Source organism: Tabrizicola sp. T46 (genome assembly GCF_057219895.1).
This window is the reverse complement of record NZ_JBXVVV010000002.1, coordinates 163,349-179,902: the sequence shown is the minus strand read 5'-3', so window position 1 is coordinate 179,902 and position 16,554 is coordinate 163,349. Positions and strand designations below refer to the sequence as shown.

The 16,554-nt window shown below is 70.0% G+C and carries 17 protein-coding genes and 1 riboswitch; of the genes, 4 read left to right on the top strand and 13 right to left on the bottom strand.

Annotation, left to right across the window (positions count from 1 at the left end; genetic code table 11):
* Positions 1-10: 10 nt before the first annotated feature.
* From cobA to cbiE, 5 genes are all read right to left on the bottom strand, one after another.
* Positions 11-739, bottom strand: coding sequence for a uroporphyrinogen-III C-methyltransferase (cobA, locus tag AC2D9V_RS08360; protein WP_484713607.1), 729 nt, complete (start codon positions 737-739; stop codon positions 11-13).
* Complete coding sequence (locus tag AC2D9V_RS08355) at positions 740-2,068, bottom strand: cobyrinic acid a,c-diamide synthase CobB (protein WP_484713606.1); 1,329 nt, start codon at positions 2,066-2,068, stop codon at positions 740-742.
* Positions 2,068-2,853 (bottom strand): precorrin-4 C(11)-methyltransferase, encoded by a 786-nt coding sequence (gene cobM / locus AC2D9V_RS08350; RefSeq protein WP_484713605.1) that lies wholly within the window; start codon positions 2,851-2,853, stop codon positions 2,068-2,070. The genes AC2D9V_RS08355 and cobM overlap by 1 nt, the downstream gene beginning before the upstream one ends.
* Positions 2,854-2,980: 127 nt before the next feature.
* On the bottom strand, positions 2,981-3,340 hold the full coding sequence (locus tag AC2D9V_RS08345; protein WP_484713604.1) for a cobalamin biosynthesis protein: 360 nt from the start codon (positions 3,338-3,340) through the stop codon (positions 2,981-2,983).
* Positions 3,337-4,506, bottom strand: coding sequence for a precorrin-6y C5,15-methyltransferase (decarboxylating) subunit CbiE (gene cbiE / locus AC2D9V_RS08340; protein WP_484713603.1), 1,170 nt, complete (start codon positions 4,504-4,506; stop codon positions 3,337-3,339). Before cbiE ends, AC2D9V_RS08345 begins: the two co-directional genes overlap by 4 nt.
* Between cbiE and AC2D9V_RS08335 the strand changes: the two genes are divergently transcribed.
* Positions 4,505-5,251, top strand: coding sequence for a cobalt-precorrin-6A reductase (locus tag AC2D9V_RS08335; protein ID WP_484713602.1), 747 nt, complete (start codon positions 4,505-4,507; stop codon positions 5,249-5,251). The genes cbiE and AC2D9V_RS08335 overlap by 2 nt on opposite strands.
* A gap of 83 nt (positions 5,252-5,334) precedes the next feature.
* Here the strand turns inward: AC2D9V_RS08335 and cobJ are convergent, their stop codons facing one another.
* The 7 genes from cobJ to AC2D9V_RS08300 form a co-directional block, all read right to left on the bottom strand.
* Positions 5,335-6,069 (bottom strand): precorrin-3B C(17)-methyltransferase, encoded by a 735-nt coding sequence (cobJ, locus tag AC2D9V_RS08330; protein ID WP_484713601.1) that lies wholly within the window; start codon positions 6,067-6,069, stop codon positions 5,335-5,337.
* Positions 6,066-6,809 (bottom strand): precorrin-2 C(20)-methyltransferase, encoded by a 744-nt coding sequence (locus tag AC2D9V_RS08325; RefSeq protein ID WP_484713600.1) that lies wholly within the window; start codon positions 6,807-6,809, stop codon positions 6,066-6,068. The genes cobJ and AC2D9V_RS08325 overlap by 4 nt, the downstream gene beginning before the upstream one ends.
* Before the next feature lie 2 nt (positions 6,810-6,811).
* Positions 6,812-7,441, bottom strand: a complete 630-nt coding sequence (locus AC2D9V_RS08320) for a precorrin-8X methylmutase (RefSeq protein WP_484713599.1) — start codon at positions 7,439-7,441, stop codon at positions 6,812-6,814.
* Positions 7,425-8,567, bottom strand: coding sequence for a precorrin-3B synthase (cobG, locus tag AC2D9V_RS08315; RefSeq protein WP_484713598.1), 1,143 nt, complete (start codon positions 8,565-8,567; stop codon positions 7,425-7,427). The genes AC2D9V_RS08320 and cobG overlap by 17 nt, the downstream gene beginning before the upstream one ends.
* The gene (cobN, locus tag AC2D9V_RS08310) at positions 8,564-11,803 is read right to left on the bottom strand and encodes a cobaltochelatase subunit CobN (RefSeq protein WP_484713597.1); all 3,240 of its coding nucleotides are present in this window, start codon (positions 11,801-11,803) and stop codon (positions 8,564-8,566) included. Before cobN ends, cobG begins: the two co-directional genes overlap by 4 nt.
* Positions 11,804-11,906: 103 nt before the next feature.
* Positions 11,907-12,941: a cobalamin biosynthesis protein CobW gene (gene cobW, locus AC2D9V_RS08305; RefSeq protein WP_484714473.1), complete on the bottom strand. Its 1,035-nt coding sequence runs from the start codon at positions 12,939-12,941 to the stop codon at positions 11,907-11,909.
* 8 nt (positions 12,942-12,949) lie between these two features.
* Positions 12,950-13,321, bottom strand: coding sequence for a DUF1636 family protein (locus AC2D9V_RS08300; RefSeq protein ID WP_484713596.1), 372 nt, complete (start codon positions 13,319-13,321; stop codon positions 12,950-12,952).
* Between the two features lie 93 nt (positions 13,322-13,414).
* A riboswitch (cobalamin riboswitch) is annotated at positions 13,415-13,629 on the bottom strand.
* Between the two features lie 36 nt (positions 13,630-13,665).
* Between AC2D9V_RS08300 and cobO the strand changes: the two genes are divergently transcribed.
* The 3 genes from cobO to AC2D9V_RS08285 all read left to right on the top strand — a co-directional run bounded on the left by cobO (position 13,666) and on the right by AC2D9V_RS08285 (position 14,678).
* The gene (gene cobO, locus AC2D9V_RS08295; RefSeq protein WP_484713595.1) at positions 13,666-14,298 is read left to right on the top strand and encodes a cob(I)yrinic acid a,c-diamide adenosyltransferase; all 633 of its coding nucleotides are present in this window, start codon (positions 13,666-13,668) and stop codon (positions 14,296-14,298) included.
* 22 nt (positions 14,299-14,320) lie between these two features.
* Positions 14,321-14,470 carry a hypothetical protein gene (locus AC2D9V_RS08290; RefSeq protein WP_484713594.1) on the top strand — a complete coding sequence of 50 codons (150 nt, stop codon included), beginning with the start codon at positions 14,321-14,323 and terminating at the stop codon, positions 14,468-14,470.
* A 64-nt stretch (positions 14,471-14,534) separates the two neighbouring features.
* Positions 14,535-14,678, top strand: coding sequence for a hypothetical protein (locus AC2D9V_RS08285; protein ID WP_484713593.1), 144 nt, complete (start codon positions 14,535-14,537; stop codon positions 14,676-14,678).
* 395 nt (positions 14,679-15,073) lie between these two features.
* On the opposite strand, the gene AC2D9V_RS08280 is transcribed toward AC2D9V_RS08285, so the two are convergent.
* The gene (locus AC2D9V_RS08280; protein WP_484713592.1) at positions 15,074-16,522 is read right to left on the bottom strand and encodes a cobyric acid synthase; all 1,449 of its coding nucleotides are present in this window, start codon (positions 16,520-16,522) and stop codon (positions 15,074-15,076) included.
* Positions 16,523-16,554: the final 32 nt, after the last annotated feature.

Genomic DNA, 16,554 nt, shown 5'->3' with positions numbered 1-16,554 from the left:
CGGGACGGGATCAGTCCCCGACGCCCCGGGCCAGGGGGCCGATCAGGATGAGCCCAGGAAGGGAGCTTCGGTCCTGTGCCAGCGATTCGGCCAGCTCCGAGATGGTGGACCGCAGGAGCCGCTGGTCGGGCGTGCTGACCGCCTCGGCCAGAAGGGCCGGGGTCCCGGGTGGCAGGCCATGCGCGATCAGCGCCGCCGCCAGCGCCGGAAAGGTCCGCTTGCCCATGAAGACCACGGTGGTGGCATGGGGGTCGGCCAGCGCGGGCAGGTTCAGCCCCGGCGGCAGGTTCCCCGACGTGTCGGCAGCGGTGATGAACTGCACCCGCTGCGCGTGGATGCGCCGGGTCAGCGGGATCCCGGCAGCGGCGGCGGCGGCCGAGGCGGAGGTCACACCCGGCACGATCTCGCAAGGGATCCCGGTGGCCCGCAGCGCCTCGAGCTCTTCCTCGAGCCGGCCGAAGATGCCGCTGTCGCCCGACTTCAGCCGAACCACGCGCGCGCCGGTCCGGGCATAGTCCACCAGAAGGCGGCTGACATGGTCCTGTTTCGGCGAGGCGCGCCCCGCCCTTTTGCCCACCCCCACAAGATCGGCCCCGGGCCTAGCCAGGGCCAGGATCGGCCCCGCGGAAAGGTCATCGTAAAGGACCGCATCCGCCGTCTGCAGGGCCTTGACCGCCTTGACGGTCAGAAGGTCGGGATCACCCGGTCCCGCCGAGACGAAGGTGACAAAGCCGGTCATTCAGGCACTCGCGATCAAGTGGAAATAGGTGCCGGTCGATAGCCCGCCCCCCGACTGGAGTCGATAGGACCCTGTCTCGGGAACGCTTGTACCGGTGGCATCGGTCACGGTCGCAAGGGCGGCATCGGGTTGGGCAACGATGGTCGAATAGTGAAACTCGTGGCCCGAAAGCGCGGCACCGGTTGGCTGTCCGGGAATGGTCTGTGCAAGAACGGCCCGCCGGTAGCCCAGATGCATCTGCCGTTTGGCGTAGCTCGTCACCAGTCCCAGAAGCCCGGCCATCCGGTGGCTCGTGCCGTCCTTGTCGATCAGCGCGGCGCCCATTGCCATGTAGCCCCCACATTCGCCATGCACGGGCCGCGCCACGGCAAAGGCCTGGAGCTTCGCGCGGAACCCCTCCGCCGCGGCAAGGGCGCCCGCGTGCAGTTCGGGATAGCCACCCGGCAGCCAGCAGACATCGGCCCCGGGGTCCGGTCCTTCATCGGCGAGGGGCGAGAAGGGCAGCACTTCCGCGCCCGCCGCGCGCCAGCCTTGCAGAAGGTGCGGATAGACAAAGCTGAACGCCACATCCCGCGCCAGGGCGATCCGCTGACCCGGGGGCGTGATCCGTGCCGCCGGAGCGGCCCGTGCCGTTGTCCCTGCCGCCGCGAGCATCGCGTCAAGGTCCACCCCCTCGCGCACCAGCCCGGCAGCCTCGGCGATCAGCGCCTGAAGGGCGGGCTGCTCCTCGGCCTGCACCAGCCCCAGATGCCGCTCGGGCATCGCGATCGCCGGGCGCTTCGGCAGCGCGCCCAAGACCGGCAACCCTGCTTCCTCCATTCCCTTCCTCACAAGCGCCTCGTGCCGCGGGCTCGCGATCCGGTTCAGGATCACGCCCGCCACCCGCACCCCCGGCCGGAAGCGCGCCAGCCCCAGCGCCACCGCCGCCGCCGTCTGCGCCTGGCCGGAAGCGTCGATCACCACCACCACCGGCCAGCCCATCCGTTCCGCCAGGTCCGCCGTCGCCCCGTTCCCCGCTGCCCCTGCTGCGGCCACGCCGTCGAAAAGGCCCATCGACCCTTCCGCAAGGATCAGGTCCGCTCCTTCCGCCGCCTTGAGCATCCCATCCAGCATCGCCCCCGGCATGGCCCAGCTGTCCAGGTTGAAACTCTCGCGCCCGCTGGCCGCCCGGTGAAAAGCCGGGTCGATGTAATCCGGCCCGTTCTTGAAGGGCTGCACCATCAGCCCCCGGTCGCGAAGCGCGGCCAGAAGCCCCAGCATCACCGTGGTCTTGCCCGTCCCAGAGGCCGGGGCCGAGATGATCAGGCCCGGAACCGTCGATTCCCGCATCATGACTCCGTCCCCGGAAAGCGCGGGTGGGTGCCGACGGGGCGATAGCGCCGGTCATAGTCCCCGGCGTAAAGTCGGCTTTCCTCGAACCCCTCCTGCGCCAGCGCGGGGCCGACAAGGATCAGCGCCGTCCGCTCCACCTCGGCGGGAACAGCGTCAGCAAGCGTGGCCAGCGTCGCCCGGATGATCCGCTGGTCGGGCCAGCTTGCCCGCCAGACCACGGCAACCGGGCAGTCCGGCCCGTAATGGGGGACAAGGTCGGCCACCAGCTTTTCGATAAGGTGGATCGAGAGGTGCAGCGCCAGCGTCGCCCCGGTCGCGCCAAAGGCCGACAGCGTCTCGCGTTCGGGCATCTGCGTCGCCCGCCCCTCGGTCCGGGTGAGGACGACCGACTGCGCGAGGCCCGGCAGTGTCAGTTCCACCCCCAGGGCCGCCGCCGCCGCGGCAAAGGAGGGCACCCCCGGTGTAACGTCATAGGGGATGCCGAGCTCGCGCAACCGCCGAAGTTGTTCCCCCATCGCCGACCAGACCGACAGGTCCCCGGAATGCAGCCGCGCCACGTCAAGCCCGTCCGCGTGCGCCGCCGCGATCTCGGCGATGATCTCGTCAAGGCTGAGGGGGGCGGTGTTCACGATCCGGCAGCCGGGCGGGCAATGCGACAGGACCCCTTCCGGCACCAGCGAGCCAGCATACAGACAGACGGGCGAGGCCGCGATCAGGTCCCGCCCCCGCAGGGTCAGAAGGTCCGCCGCCCCCGGCCCGGCCCCGATGAAATGCACCGTCATCCCCGATCCCCGCCATTCTTCGTCCGCAAATATCCCCGCCGGAGGCACTCCGAGCCGGTTGCGCGCCCTTCACGCGCAGAGGCGAGACAAGAGGCTTGCGCGTAGCGCTCAACTTGGCACCGGAGCGTCATGCCTGCCCCTCCGCGATGGCCGCCGTCGCGGTCCCGTCCGCCGACACCACCCGGGGCCCCCGCAGCCGCGCGCCCGGCCCCGCCGCCGCCAGCGCCGCCGCCTCGGCCATCGAGCCCACCCCCTTCAGCGCCTGCACCCGCCCTGATTGGGTCAGCGTGACCTGCGCGTGAAGGTCCGCCTCCGGAACCGCCACGACCGGCAGTCCCAACGCCTGCCCCATCGGCGCCAGGGACCCGGCCTTCGCGTCGAGCGTGGCAAGATGCGTCACCCCCTCAGCCCCGCCCGCCCGGTGCAGCGCGTCCTGCAAGGCAGCCAGCGTCACCCCATGCCGGAACCCGAAGCCAGCCACGATCATCTGACCACGCTCCACTGCAGGATCGGCAACGCCGCCCGCCAGCCGCGCTTGCGGCCGATGGGGGCGGGTTCGGACAGCTCGATCTTCAGAAGGTTGCCCCCCTGCCGCGCCGACCAGTCCAGCACCAGCGCCTCGGTCTCGATCGTCACCGCGTTCATCACCAACCGGCAGCCCGCCGGCATGATCTCCCACAGCCTCGTCAGCAAGGCGTCCGACGCCCCGCCACCGACAAAAACCGCATCGGGCGCGGGCAGGCCCTCCAGCCCCTCCGGCGCGCGGGCCTCGGTCAGGCGGTGGCGATGCGCAAGACCGAAGGCCTCGACATTCGCCTTCGCCCGCGCTGCCCGCACCGGATCGGCCTCCAGCGCCGCGACCCGCGCGCCGCCCGCAAGGAGCCATTCGATCCCCACAGACCCGGACCCTGCCCCTATGTCCCACAGCACCTCGCCCGGCCGGGGCGCCAGCGCCGAGAGGGTCAGCGCCCGCACCGGGCGCTTGGTGATCTGCCCGTCATGCTGGAAAAGATCGTCCGGCAGACCCGAGGCCCCCGGCAGGCCGGGATCGGTGGCCTCGATGGCCACCGAGACCGGGGCGCTCACATCTGTCGGAATCGTTCCGGACGTCACCCGCTCCGCCGGCCCGCCAAGCCGCTCAAGCACCGTCAGCTGAGCGCCCGTGTGCCCGTTCGCGGCCAGCCATTCCGCCAGTTCCGCCACCGCCGCCCCGTCTCGCAGGGTGCAGATCGCCCGCACGCCCCGCCCCAGCACCGGGCGCAACCGGGCAAACGGCGCGGCATGAAGACCAAGGCAAAGGCACTCCTCCAGCCGCCAGCCCAGCCGGTTCGCGGCCAGCTGGAAGGTGGATGGCACGGCATGCGACACCCACTCCCCCGCTGACAGATGCGCCATGAGGCTGCCGCCCGCACCGAACCAGAAAGGATCGCCCGAGGCGAGGACGACGGTCAGTTGGCCCCTATGGGCAAGCACTGGCGTCGGATCGAAGGGGACGGGCCAGGGGTGGCCCTTCGCCCCGGCACCCACCAGTGCCAGGTGGCGCGGGCCGCCGAAGATCGCCGTGGCCGCGGCCAGCGCGGCGCGGCTTGCGGGCATGAGGCCCTCCGGTCCATCCTCGCCCAGACCGATGATCGTCAGCCAGGGATCAGCCATGCCCCCCCTCCTTCCGCCCCGCGTCCTGCTTCTCGGCGGCACCACCGAGGCCGCGCAGATGGCCCGCGCCCTGGCCGGGGCAGGGGTGGAGGCGGTCTATTCCTACGCCGGCCGCACCGAAAGCCCGGTGGCCCAGCCCCTGCCCGTTCGCGTGGGCGGGTTCGGCGGAGTGGCGGGGCTGGTGGACTACCTTCGGGCCGAAGGGATCACGCATGTGATCGACGCGACCCACCCCTTCGCCGCCCAGATGAGCACCAACGCCGTCGCCGCCTGCATTGCCACCGGCACGCCGCTCATGGCGCTGGAACGCGCGCCCTGGGCGGCGGGCGCGGGCGATGCGTGGACCCATGTCCCCGACATCGACGCCGCCGTCGCAGCCCTTGCCGGGCCGCCCCGCCGCGTGTTCCTTGCCATCGGGCGCCAGCATCTCGCGCCCTTCGCGGCACAGGACCAGCACCGCTATCTCCTGCGCCTCGTCGATCCGCCGGTTGAGCCGCTGCCGCTGCCAAATGCCGATGTCGTCATCGCCCGCGGCCCGTTTGACGAGGCAGACGACACCGCCCTTCTTGAAACCCACCGGATCGACCTTGTCGTCGCCAAGAATGCCGGCGGCACGGGAGCCGTGGCCAAGATCAGTGCCGCCCGCGCGCTGAAGCTGTCGGTCCTGATGATCGACCGCCCCGTCCTTCCACCACGCCGAGTGGCCCATGACGTGGCCGAGGTCATGGCCTGGCTTGACGCCTGAAGACCCGCTCGTCGAGCCCTCCGGGCACTCCTCGCTCTCCGCCACCGAGGAGAACGCGAAGCGCACGACGAGGGAAGCCCCGGTCATCCCGCACTCCTTGGCGAATAGACCCAGGGCCCGACGCGGCGGGTCGCGCTGTTGCCGACGATCACCACGGTCCGCATGTCGGCCATCTCGGGTGTCGCCTCGCCCAGCGTGACCGTGGTCAGGCGCTGATCGGGGGTGCTGACGGCACGGGCGAAGGTGATCAGCCGGTCAGGGCCACACTCGGCCCGCAGAATCTCCAGCGCCCTCACGAACCCTTCAGGCCGGCTGGCCGAACGCGGGTTGTAGAAGGCCATCGCGAAATCGGCCCGTGCGGCGTGGCGCAGGCGGCTTTCGATCACCTCCCAGGGCTTGAGGTTGTCGCTCAGGTTGATGCAGGCAAAGTCATGGCCGAGCGGAGCCCCCGCAGCTGCCGCAGCCGCCAGCATCGCCGTGATCCCCGGCAGGACACGAAGGTCCAGCGCCTGCCAATCCGGCCGCCCCTCCATCGCCTCGAAAACCGCCGACGCCATCGCGAAGACCCCCGGATCGCCCGAAGAGACGACCACCACGCGCCGCCCCGCCGCCGCCATATCCAGAGCCGCCCGGGCGCGGTCGAGTTCCACCCGGTTGTCCGAAGGATGCAGCGTCAGCCCGGGGCGCGGGGCGACGCGGGCGACGTAAGGGATGTAGCCGACCACGTCGGTCGCCTCGGCCAGCGCCGCCGTGACTTCAGGCGTGACCATCCGGTCATCCCCCGGCCCAAGGCCCGCAATGACGACCGAGCCCGTCACGCGTGACGTTCCGGGCGGCGTCCATGGCCATGGACAAGGACGATCGCGAAATAGGGGCAGTCGGCGGGGTCGATCTCGGCCAGCCGGGCAACGCGCTGGTTCGGCATCGTCCCGCGCTCGACCAGCCAGGCCTGCTCAAGCCGGCCCGCCCGCTCAAGCGCCCGACGCACGCGCGGCAGGTTGCGGCCCGTCTTCATCACCACCAGCGCATCGGCGGTCTGCATATGCCGGACCAGGTCCTCCTCCGGGAGCGTCCCCATCAGCACCGTCAGCACGTCATCGCCCCAGGTGATGGGCGTGTCCGTCGCGTGCCAGCAGCCCGTCATGCCGGTGATGCCGGGGATTACCTCGACCGGGACCCGCCCCTGCAGGCGGGAATGAAGATGCATGAAGCTGCCGTAGAAGAAGGGGTCGCCTTCACAAAGGACGACCACATCCTCGTCTGCGGCAAGCGTCGCCAGCCGGTCGGCCCAGTCGTCGTAGAACCCGGCCAAGGCCTCGGTATAGTCCTCGCTGTCGAAGGGAAGTTCGGTCGTCACCGGGTATTCCATCGGGTACTCGATCACCTCGGGATGCAGCATCCCCTCGACGATCCGCCGTGCCTGCCCGGCGCGGCCCTCCTTCCGGAAATAGGCCACGTGGCGGGCCGCACCGATTGCGCGCGCGGCGCGAAGGCTCATCAGGTCCGGATCGCCGGGGCCAAGGCCCGCACAGATCACCCTGCCAGTCTTCGGCTCCATGCTCATTCCTTCCGGCTGGCGAGCGCGTTGACGGCAGCGACCGTGATCGCCGACCCGCCAAGGCGGCCCTTGACGATCAGGCTGGGCACCGGCGGGGCCGCCATCAACGCATCCTTCGATTCCGCCGCGCCGACGAACCCGACCGGACAGCCGATGATCGCGGCGGGGCGCGGGCAGGCGGGGTCTTCCAGCATGTTCAGAAGGTGGAACAGCGCCGTCGGCGCATTGCCGATGGCGACGACTGCGCCTTCAAGATGGGGCCGCCACAGCTCCAGCGCCGCCGCCGAACGGGTGTTGCCCATCGCCTTCGCCAACTCGGGAACGTGCGGGTCGTGCAGCGTGCAGATCACGGCGTTGCCTTTCGGCAACCGCGCCCGGGTGATCCCCTCGCTGACCATCCGTGCATCGCACAGGACCGGCGCCCCGGCCTCAAGCGCCGCCCGCGCGGCAATCGCCATGCCGGGGGTGAAGGCGATATGGGGCGCAAGCTCCACCATCCCGGCGGCATGGATCATCCGGACCGCGACGACCTCCTCTTCCGGCGTGAAGCGGGCGAGGTCGGCCTCGGCCCGGATCATGGCGAAGCTCTGGACATAGATCGCAGCGCCGTCGGTTTCATAAAGATGGGGCATGAAGGGCCTTCAGATGGTCTTGGATCGCCTGCAGGCCAAGGTGCCGCAGGTGGGGCGTGGCCGAAGCCGTGCCGTTGAGGATCAGGTCATGGCCCTGGCCGGTGGCGGTCAGGACGGTCGGGGCGGGGCCGGGGTGGGCGCAGCCCTTGGCGCAGCCGGAGATGTGGAGGCTCTGGCCGGGCCGAAACGCCGGGGCCAGCGCGCGGGCAAGGGTGCGGGTGTCGCCCAGCGCCTGCGGGCAGGCGGGCGCGCCGGTGCAGGCGGTGATCCGCAGGATCGGGTCTGCCGGGTCGGTTATGATGCCGGGGATCGGCGGCAGGCGCGTGGCACCGACAAGGAAGAACATGCGCCAGGGCGTCGGGCGGATCTCGTGGCCAAGGGCCGCCAGCGCCACAAGCGTCTCCGCTTGCATCTGGCCGAAGGCAAGGGCGACCAGCGCGCCGTCCGGCAGAAGACCGGGACCGGGGCTCGGCAGCGGCGCGGCAGGCAGAAGGGTGCAGCCCGGTGGGACGGCTCCGCGCGCAATCAGAGCCGCCATGCGACCCCTGCCCTCGGTGATGCCACCCTGACCCACGAACCACTCCGCCATCGCGAGCGCGTCTTCTGCAAGCTCGCTTACCGGCTGGCCGAACGGATTACCGTCAGGCCGCAGGATCAGGCGGCCCTGCCCGTCCCGCTCCACCCGGATATCGGCGGACGCGCCGGTCAGCACCGGACGCGGGCCGGTGTCGAGCGCGAAACCAAACTTGCCGGGAAGCCTCGGCATCCGGGCTAGTGCGGCGGTCAGGGTGGCGGCGAGGGAGTCGGTATCGTCGTCGCGGAAGGGCGTGACGATCAGGTTGCGGAGCGACTCGGTCTCGATGTCGGGGTCGATCAGCCCTTCGGCCCGCAGGTCCGCGATCAGCGCTGGATGCGAGGCTTCGGTCACCCCCCGCAGTTGCAGGTTCGCGCGGGCGGAAAGGTCGATGACGCCGTTGCCATGCGCCGATGCCGCCTTTGCGATGGCACCGGCCTGCGCCGGGGTCAGCCGGCCCAGCGGCGGGCGGACCCTGACGACCAGCCCATCCCCCGACAGCATCGGGCGCAGGGCACCGGGGCACCAGCCCTTTACCTCCCAGCCCGTCACGCCGCACCGTCCAGCCGCGCGGCGATGGAGTTGCGGCGCGTGATCCAGAGCCCGGCCTCACGCAGGCGGCGGAAGAGGTCCTCCATCGCGGCAAGGGCGGCCGGGTTCTCGCGCTGCAGGAAATCGCGCACATCGTCGCGGCCAAGGGTGGCCTCGTGGTAAAGATCGAAAAGATGCGGAGGCACGACCTGTGCGAGGTGCGCAAAGGCCGCCATGTGGTCAAGCGTCGCCGCAATCTCGGCCCCGCCCCGGAAGCCATGCGCCATCATGCCGGTTGCCCAGTCGGGGTTCGCGGCCCGGGCGCGGACGACGCGGGCGATTTCCTCGGTCAGGGTCCGGGCGTGGGGCGTGTCGGGGCGCGTGGCGTCAAGGTGATAAAGGATCGGCCTCGCCCCGCCCAGCCGCGCTACGGCAGCGGCAAAGCCCGCCTCATGCGCGGCATAGTCGGCGGCGACCAACACATCCGTTTCCGGCAGGTCCTGCGCGTGGACAAAGGCGTCCGCGGCAAGGACCCGGGCCTCCAACCCTGCCCGGTTCTCGGTCGACTGCCCGTCCGGCCCGATCGCCCAGCTTGAGGCGTTGAGCCAGGCCTCGCCCGCCGCCGCGCGCGCTTCATCCGTGAAAGTGTCCGCCGCCGTGCCCATGCCAAGGCCATAAAGCCCCGGCTTCGGCCCGAAGACCCGCGCGCTGCGGGCAACGTAGGGATTGTCCTCCGGCTCCTCCTCGCGCTGCGCCAAGGCCTCAGCCCCGGCCTCGAAAAGCTGCGCCAGTGTCGGGAAGACATCGCGGAAAAGTCCCGAGACACGCAAAGTGACGTCGATCCGTGGCCGCCCGAGCAGGGCCAGGGGCAGCACCTCGAACCCCGACACGCGGGCCGAGCCGTCATCCCACTTCGGCGCGAGGCCCGCGAGGTGCAGGGCCATCGCGAATTCCTCGCCCGCCGTGCGCATCGTGGCGCTGCCCCAGAGGTCGACGACCAACCCGCGCGGGTAGTCGCCGTGGTCCTGCAGGTGGCGGCGGATCAGCTCTTCGGCCAGCTTCACGCCCTGGGCATGGGCGTTGCGCGACGGCACGGCGCGGGGATCGACGGAAAAGAGGTTCCGCCCGGTCGGCAGCACGTCGCTCCGCCCACGGTTGGGCGAACCGGCGGGACCGGGGGCGACCTTTCGGCCATCGAGGGCCGCCAGCAACCCCTCGCGCTCACCCTCCCCTTGCCCGAAAACGTGCAGGCCCTGGCCGAACTGGCTTTCCTTCAGGTCGCAGACAAAACGGTCGATCCGGGTGATCGCCTCGGCCGGGGTCGCGCTGGCGGGAAGGCCAAGATCGGCGGCGACACCCGACGCGGCCGCCTCGTCCCGGATCGCGGCGATCAGGCGGGTGCGGCGGGCCGGGTCCAGCCCTTCGGCGGTGGAGTATTCGTCCAAGAGCCGTTCCAGCCGCAGAAGCTCGGCCGGAACGGCACTCGCCACCATCGGCGGCGGCAGATGGCCCAGCGTCACCGCCCCGATCCGGCGCTTCGCTTGCGCAGCCTCGCCCGGGTCATTGACGATGAAGGGATAGATGACCGGCGTGGGTCCGATCAGCACCTCGGGCCAGCAGGTGTCGGAAAGGGCGACCGATTTCCCCGGCAGCCACTCCAGCGTGCCATGCGCGCCCATATGGATCAGGGCGTGCAGCCCCTGCGCGCGAAGCCAGAGGTAGAAGGCGACATAGCCGTGCCGCGGGGTGCGCGAGAGGTCGTGGTAATCGCCGTCCCGCGTTACGACCTCGCCGCGTTCGGGCTGCAACGCGACAATCGCATTTCCCCTCTGGATGGCGGGGAAGCAGAAAGCACCGTTCCTGACCAGGGGATCGCCGGCCGGATCGCCCCAGGCCTCCTGCAGGTCCTGCAGCAGCGCTTCGGGCAGCGTTTCCAGCGCCGCCAGATACTCCGCCATCGGCCAACTCAGCGTCTCTCCCAACGCCCTGGCCACCGGCCCGCCTGCGCCGATGGCGTAACCTTCGGCGGCAAGGGTCTGCAACAGGCCCTCGGTCGAGGCCAGCGCGTCAAGGCCGACGGCATGCGCCATCTGATGCGCCCGGCCGGGGTAGGTGGACAGGATAACCGCCAGCTTTCGGTCTGCGGCGGGGGTGACCGCAAGCCTGTGCCAGCGCCTGACACGCTCCACCACCGCGGCAACGCGGCCCGCATCCGCCCGGTGCGCAAAGCGCGAGAACTGCAATTCGGGGTGGCGCTTGCCAGGGCTCTTGTGGCTGACAAGCCCGGCGAAAAGGCGGCCGTCGACCTCGGGCAGCACGACATGCATGGCAAGATCGGCAGGCGACAGGCCCCGTTCCGATGCTGCCCAGTCGCGGCGGCGGTTGGTCGACAGCGCCACCTGGAAGACAGGGCAGTCCGCCGCGTCGAAGGGCGTCCGCCCGTCGTCTCCCCGCGCCGAGAAGGCGGTGGCATTGATGATCGCGACCGGCGGGCAGGCGGTCAGATGCGAGGACAGCCAGTCCGCAGCGCCCTGGGCCTTCAGGCTGGCCGCAAAGGCGCCATAGGCCGCAAAGCCCTCGGCCCGCAGCGCATTGATCAGCGCATCCACCGGCGCAGTATCGCCCGAGGTCAGGTAGCTGCGGTAGAAGGTGACAAGGACACCGCCTGCGGCAGCCGGTGCCGGAACCACTCCCCGCTCGGGGTCATAGAACCCCATCGGCGGCACGGTCTTGTCGCCCATCACAGGCGCGGCATAGATGCCCGCGGCCAGGGCCAGTTGAGCCAGGGCGGCATGGGCCGCAACTGCTCCGCCCTCGTCACACAACGCCTGCAACCGTCGCAGCGTCGAGACGGGAAGCGTCGACAGCGCATCAAGCCGCGGGTCGGGCCGGCCATCGGCCGGCAGGATCGCCAGCGCCGTGCCTTTCCGACGGCCAAGGTCCTGCAGCGTGGCAAGGCCGTAGGGCCAGTAGGCCTCACCCCCGATCAGGCGGACGAGGATCGCCTTCGCGCCGGAGAGCGTGCGTTCGGCATAGGTGTCGACGGAGATCGGGTGTTTGAGCGCGATGATATTGGCGAGACGCACGGTAGGGTGGGCAGTATTGCCCACCCTACGCATGCGCTCATAGCCCGCCGTGAACGCCCCAAGGTCGCTGTCGGAAAAGCTGAGGACCACAAGGTCGGCCGGATCCTGCCCCAGGTCGAACGGGGTTTCCGTTTCCTCCAGCCCATGGCTTTCGCGGAAGACGACGTGCATCAGACTCTCCGCAGGGCGGTTGCCCCCGCACCCCGTCCCTCTCCCCCGAGGAAGTAGGGGGGCGCTTCCCGCCCAAAGGTGAGGAGAGGGTAAGTCACGGCTGTCAGGCCCCCACTACCCTGCGGATCGCGGCTTCGTCGATGTCGTCATGCTCGGCGATGACGACAAGCTGCGAAAGGCGCGGCGCGGCACCCCAGGGGCGGTCGTACTGCATCCGCACGCGGGCGCCGACGGCCTGCACCAGCAGCCGCATCGGCTTGCCGGCAACGGCGACATGGCCCTTGACCCGCAGGATGTTCAGCTCATGCGCCAGGCGCTGAATCGCCGCGGCCAGGGCCTCGGGGTCAGTCACCTCCGGCAGGTCGATCACGACCGAATCGAAATCGTCATGCTCGTGGTCATCCGCCCCGTCGTGGTGCGAGGGGCGCGCGGCCAGGTCATCCTCCGCCGCCGCGGCAAGGCCCAGGACGACACGCGGGTCGATGACACCTTCGGTCATCGGCAGCATCGGCACCGGGCGGTTCAGCTCGGCCGCGATTACCTCGCGCGCTGTCGCAAGGCCCGCATCCCCGGCGAGGTCGGCCTTCGAAAGCAGGATCAGGTCGGCGCAGAGGATCTGGTCCTCGAAGACCTCCGAAAGTGGCGTTTCGTGGTCCAGGCTGGGGTCGGCAGCGCGCTGCGCCTCGACCGCGTCCACGTCGGGGGCAAACCGGCCCGCCGCCACCGCCTCGGCATCGGCAAGCGCGATCACGCCATCCACCGTGATCCGGCTGCGGATCGCGGGCCAGTCGAAGGCCTTGAGAAGGGGCTTCGGCAGCGCAAGGCCCGAGGTCTCGATCAGGATGTGATCGGGGCGCTGCGGCATGGCCATCAGCTGCTCGATCGTCGGGATGAAATCATCGGCGACGGTGCAGCAGATGCAGCCGTTGGCCAGCTCCACGATGTTTTCCGCCGGGCAGTTCTCATCCGCGCAGGATTTCAGGATGTCGCCGTCGACGCCCACGGTGCCGAACTCGTTGACGAGGATCGCCAGGCGCTTGCCCTGCGGGTTCTGCATCAGGTGGCGGATGAGCGTGGTCTTCCCCGCGCCGAGGAAGCCGGTGATCACGGTGACGGGGATTTTCCCCAGGTCGTTCATCTGTTCGGTCATTCGGCGGCCTCTGGCAGGGGATGTGGGGGAACGCGGGCAATGGATTGCTTGCGGAAGACGGTCGGGCGGTCGCGCCAGGGGACGATACCATCCCCGGTCGCGGCGTATTTCGCCGCACCTTCGAGAATCGCTGGAACGTCGTCCAGCGTCAGGCGGCCATAGACATAGGACCAGGCCCCCGGCTTTGTCAGCGACACCGCGCAGCCAGTGTTGCAGGCAGAAAGGCACTCGACCCCGATGATGCGAACGCCTTCGGGCGGCGCGTCCGCCGTCAGCGCGGCATGCAGCCGGGCCCCGCAGGGCGGTGCGCCCTCGGCCGGGGCCTCGCCGGCCTTGCAGGTGGTGCAGACGTAAAGGGTCGCGCCCATGGTTGCCTATCCGAAGGCGGAAAGGGTGGGCCAGCGAGGGGCCGCCCGACGTGTGGGGCCGCCGATCACCGGTCGCGGAACACCCCGTCCGCCGGTTACCGTTCTGCGCTGGCAGGTCTCCCGGCTTGCGGATACGGGGAGAGGATCTCCCCACGGCCCCCGCCTTCCCGGCATGACGCCAGTGGCCTTGGGACCTCTCCGGTCACGGTCGCGGGGGCGGCTGCTTCGGGTCGCCCATTTCGTCGGGCGGGCCTGTCGCATTCCCTCTTCGCCTGTCATAAACAGGAACCAGCACCCGTCCACCTGAGGCAGATGGGGGGGCCTTGTCAAGGACACGACCGACCATGACCGACGCCGATACGACACCCGCAACGGATGACCTCGCCCGCCACGCCGCGAAGATGGCCAAGAAGAAGGCAGCGCGCGACCGGATCATGGCCGGAAAGTCGGGCGAGAAGGGGCTGATCATCGTCCATACCGGCGCGGGCAAGGGCAAGTCCTCCTCCGGCTTCGGCATGATCCTGCGCTGCATCGCGCACGGGATGCCCTCTGCGGTCGTGCAGTTCATCAAGGGCGCCTGGGACACGGGCGAGCGGCGGCTTCTGACCACCCATTTTCCCGATCTCTGCCAGTTCCACGCAATGGGCGAAGGTTTCACCTGGGAAACCCAGGACAAGGCCCGCGACATCGCCGCCGCCCGGGCGGGCTGGGAAAAGGCGAAGGAACTCATCCGCGACCCTTCCATCCGCCTGGTGCTTCTGGACGAGATCAACATCGCGCTCCGCTACGATTACCTCGACCTCGCCGAAGTGCTGGCGTTTCTCCGCGCCGAAAAGCCTCCCCTGACCCATGTGGTCTTGACGGGACGGAACGCGAAGGACGAACTGATCGAGGCGGCGGATCTCGTGACCGAGATGACGCTGGTCAAGCACCCGTTCCGGTCGGGCATCAAGGCCCAGGCAGGGGTGGAGTTCTAAGGGCGCGAAGGGGGGCTCAACGATGCAACGCGTGGTGATCAAGGCTGCCCTTGGCGTCGCGTTGGCCGTTCTCTCCGCCTGCACACCCTTCTTCTATGGCGGCGTGGTGGTCTTCGGTCCTGCCGAGGACGCAGCGCCGGTAGAAGCCAGCGCAGGTCAGTCGTCCCCGTAAGGTATCGCCCCGAGAATAAACACCCGTCGCACGTCCTGCGCGGCACCCGGAAAAGGATCTGACCATGATGAAGTCATCGCTTCGCCTCACCCTCCTTGCCGCCGCGCTTGTGCTGTCGGCCTGCGCGCCGGTTCTGGTCGGCGGGGCGGTCGCTGTCGTGGCCGACGAGGCAATCGAGCAGGAACAGGGCGGCGACGGGCTCTTCTAGGGCCTTCCCGAAAAGGGGGGCCGCCCTCGGGGGCATCGAGCCCCGCTCGGCCGGCGCTGCCGCTGCACCACTGGCCAGCGGGGGGCGCCACGGACCAAGCGCGATCGGGGGTTTTCCACCCCCGGACCCCCGGAGGATATTTGTGCAGAAAGGAAAACGGCTTGCGGGTCAAGGGAACCCTGCCGCCGGGAATCCCGACGACAGGGCGTCTTCCCATCTGGCGGTCATCGGCGTCCCCGCATGTACCGCCTCAGCAGGTTCGATGATTCGTCTGAATAAGCCGTTAAGGTTTATGGCTTCCTTTCTGCTCAAGTATCCTCGGGGGTTAGGCGCTTCAGCGCCGAGGGGGCTGAAGGCCCCCTGCGAGGTCGGTCAAAGGCCGAGCGGTCCCGCGCCTAGCCCTTCGCCAGCGCGAAGACCCTGTCGCAATCCACATGCGCCGCCAGATGGTCGGCCAGCGCGTCCAGCGTTTCCTCGACAACCGCCCCGTAGCTCGCATGTCCCGGCACGGCGCCCAGGCCCGCAAGGAAGGCCCGGCGGAAGGCGTCCTCGGTGAACATCCCGTGCAGGTAGCTGCCCATCACGCGCCCGTCCGCCCGAACCGCGCCTTCCGGCTGGCCGCTGACGGTGAAGAGGGGCCGGGCGCGGTCCGGCCCTTCCGTTCTGCCGAGGTGGATTTCATAGCCCCTGACGACCGTGCCGGAGGCGGGGTGGCGCGCCACGGTCTCAGTCACGTGCTTGTCCGGCGTCATCACCGTGGTGACGTCCAGCAGCCCAAGGCCCGGAGCCGACCCCGGCTTCCCCTCGATCCCGTCGGGATCTGCGATTTCGCGCCCGAGCATCTGGTAACCGCCGCAAAGGCCCAGCACCCGCGCGCCCCGGCGCAAGGCCGCCGCAAGGTCGATGTCCCAGCCTTCCGCGCGGAAATGGGCAAGGTCGGCGATGGTGGCCTTGGAGCCGGGCAGGATGATGAGGTCGGCCTCGACCGGCAGGGGCTGGCCGGGCCTGACGATCTTCAGCGTGACGCCCGGTTCCTGCGCCAGGGGGTCGAGGTCGTCGAAGTTGGCGATCCGGTTCAGGTGCGGGACTGCGATCAGGAAGCCGCCCGATCCCCGCGTGCCGCCCAGATCCGCCGCGTCCTCGGCCGGCAGGCGGTGGGCATGGGGAAACCACGGGATGACCCCCAGCCCCGGCCAGCCGGTTCGGGCCTCGATCAGGCGATAGCCGTCGTCGAAAAGGCGCGGGTCGCCGCGGAACTTGTTGATGAGGAACCCCCGGATCATCGCCGCATCCGCCGGGGCAAGCACCGCCTGCGTTCCCACCAGCTGCGCGATCACCCCACCCCGGTCGATGTCGCCGGCCAGGATGACCGGCACATCCGCGGCCCGGGCAAAGCCCATGTTGGCGATGTCGCCCGCCCGCAGGTTCACCTCGGCCGGGCTGCCCGCGCCTTCGACGATGACGAGGTCAGCCTCCGCCGCCAGACGGTGAAAGCTCTCCAGCACCGGGGCCATCAGCTGCGGCTTCAGCGCGGCATAGTCCCGGGCCTTCACCGTCGTCAGCCGGCGGCCCTGCACGATCACCTGCGCCCCGGTCTCTGATTCGGGCTTGAGGAGCACGGGGTTCATGTCGACATGCGGGGCTACCCTCGCCGCGCGGGCCTGCAGCGCCTGCGCCCGGCCGATCTCGCCTCCCGTCGCCACGGCGGCATTGTTCGACATGTTCTGTGGCTTGAACGGCCGCACCTGCAGGCCCTGACGCGCGAAATGGCGGCAGAGCCCCGCGACCAGCAGCGACTTGCCGACATTCGACCCCGCACCCTGGATCATGATCCGGGCGGTCATGCGGTCACCTCGCGAAGGAACGGACGACTGGC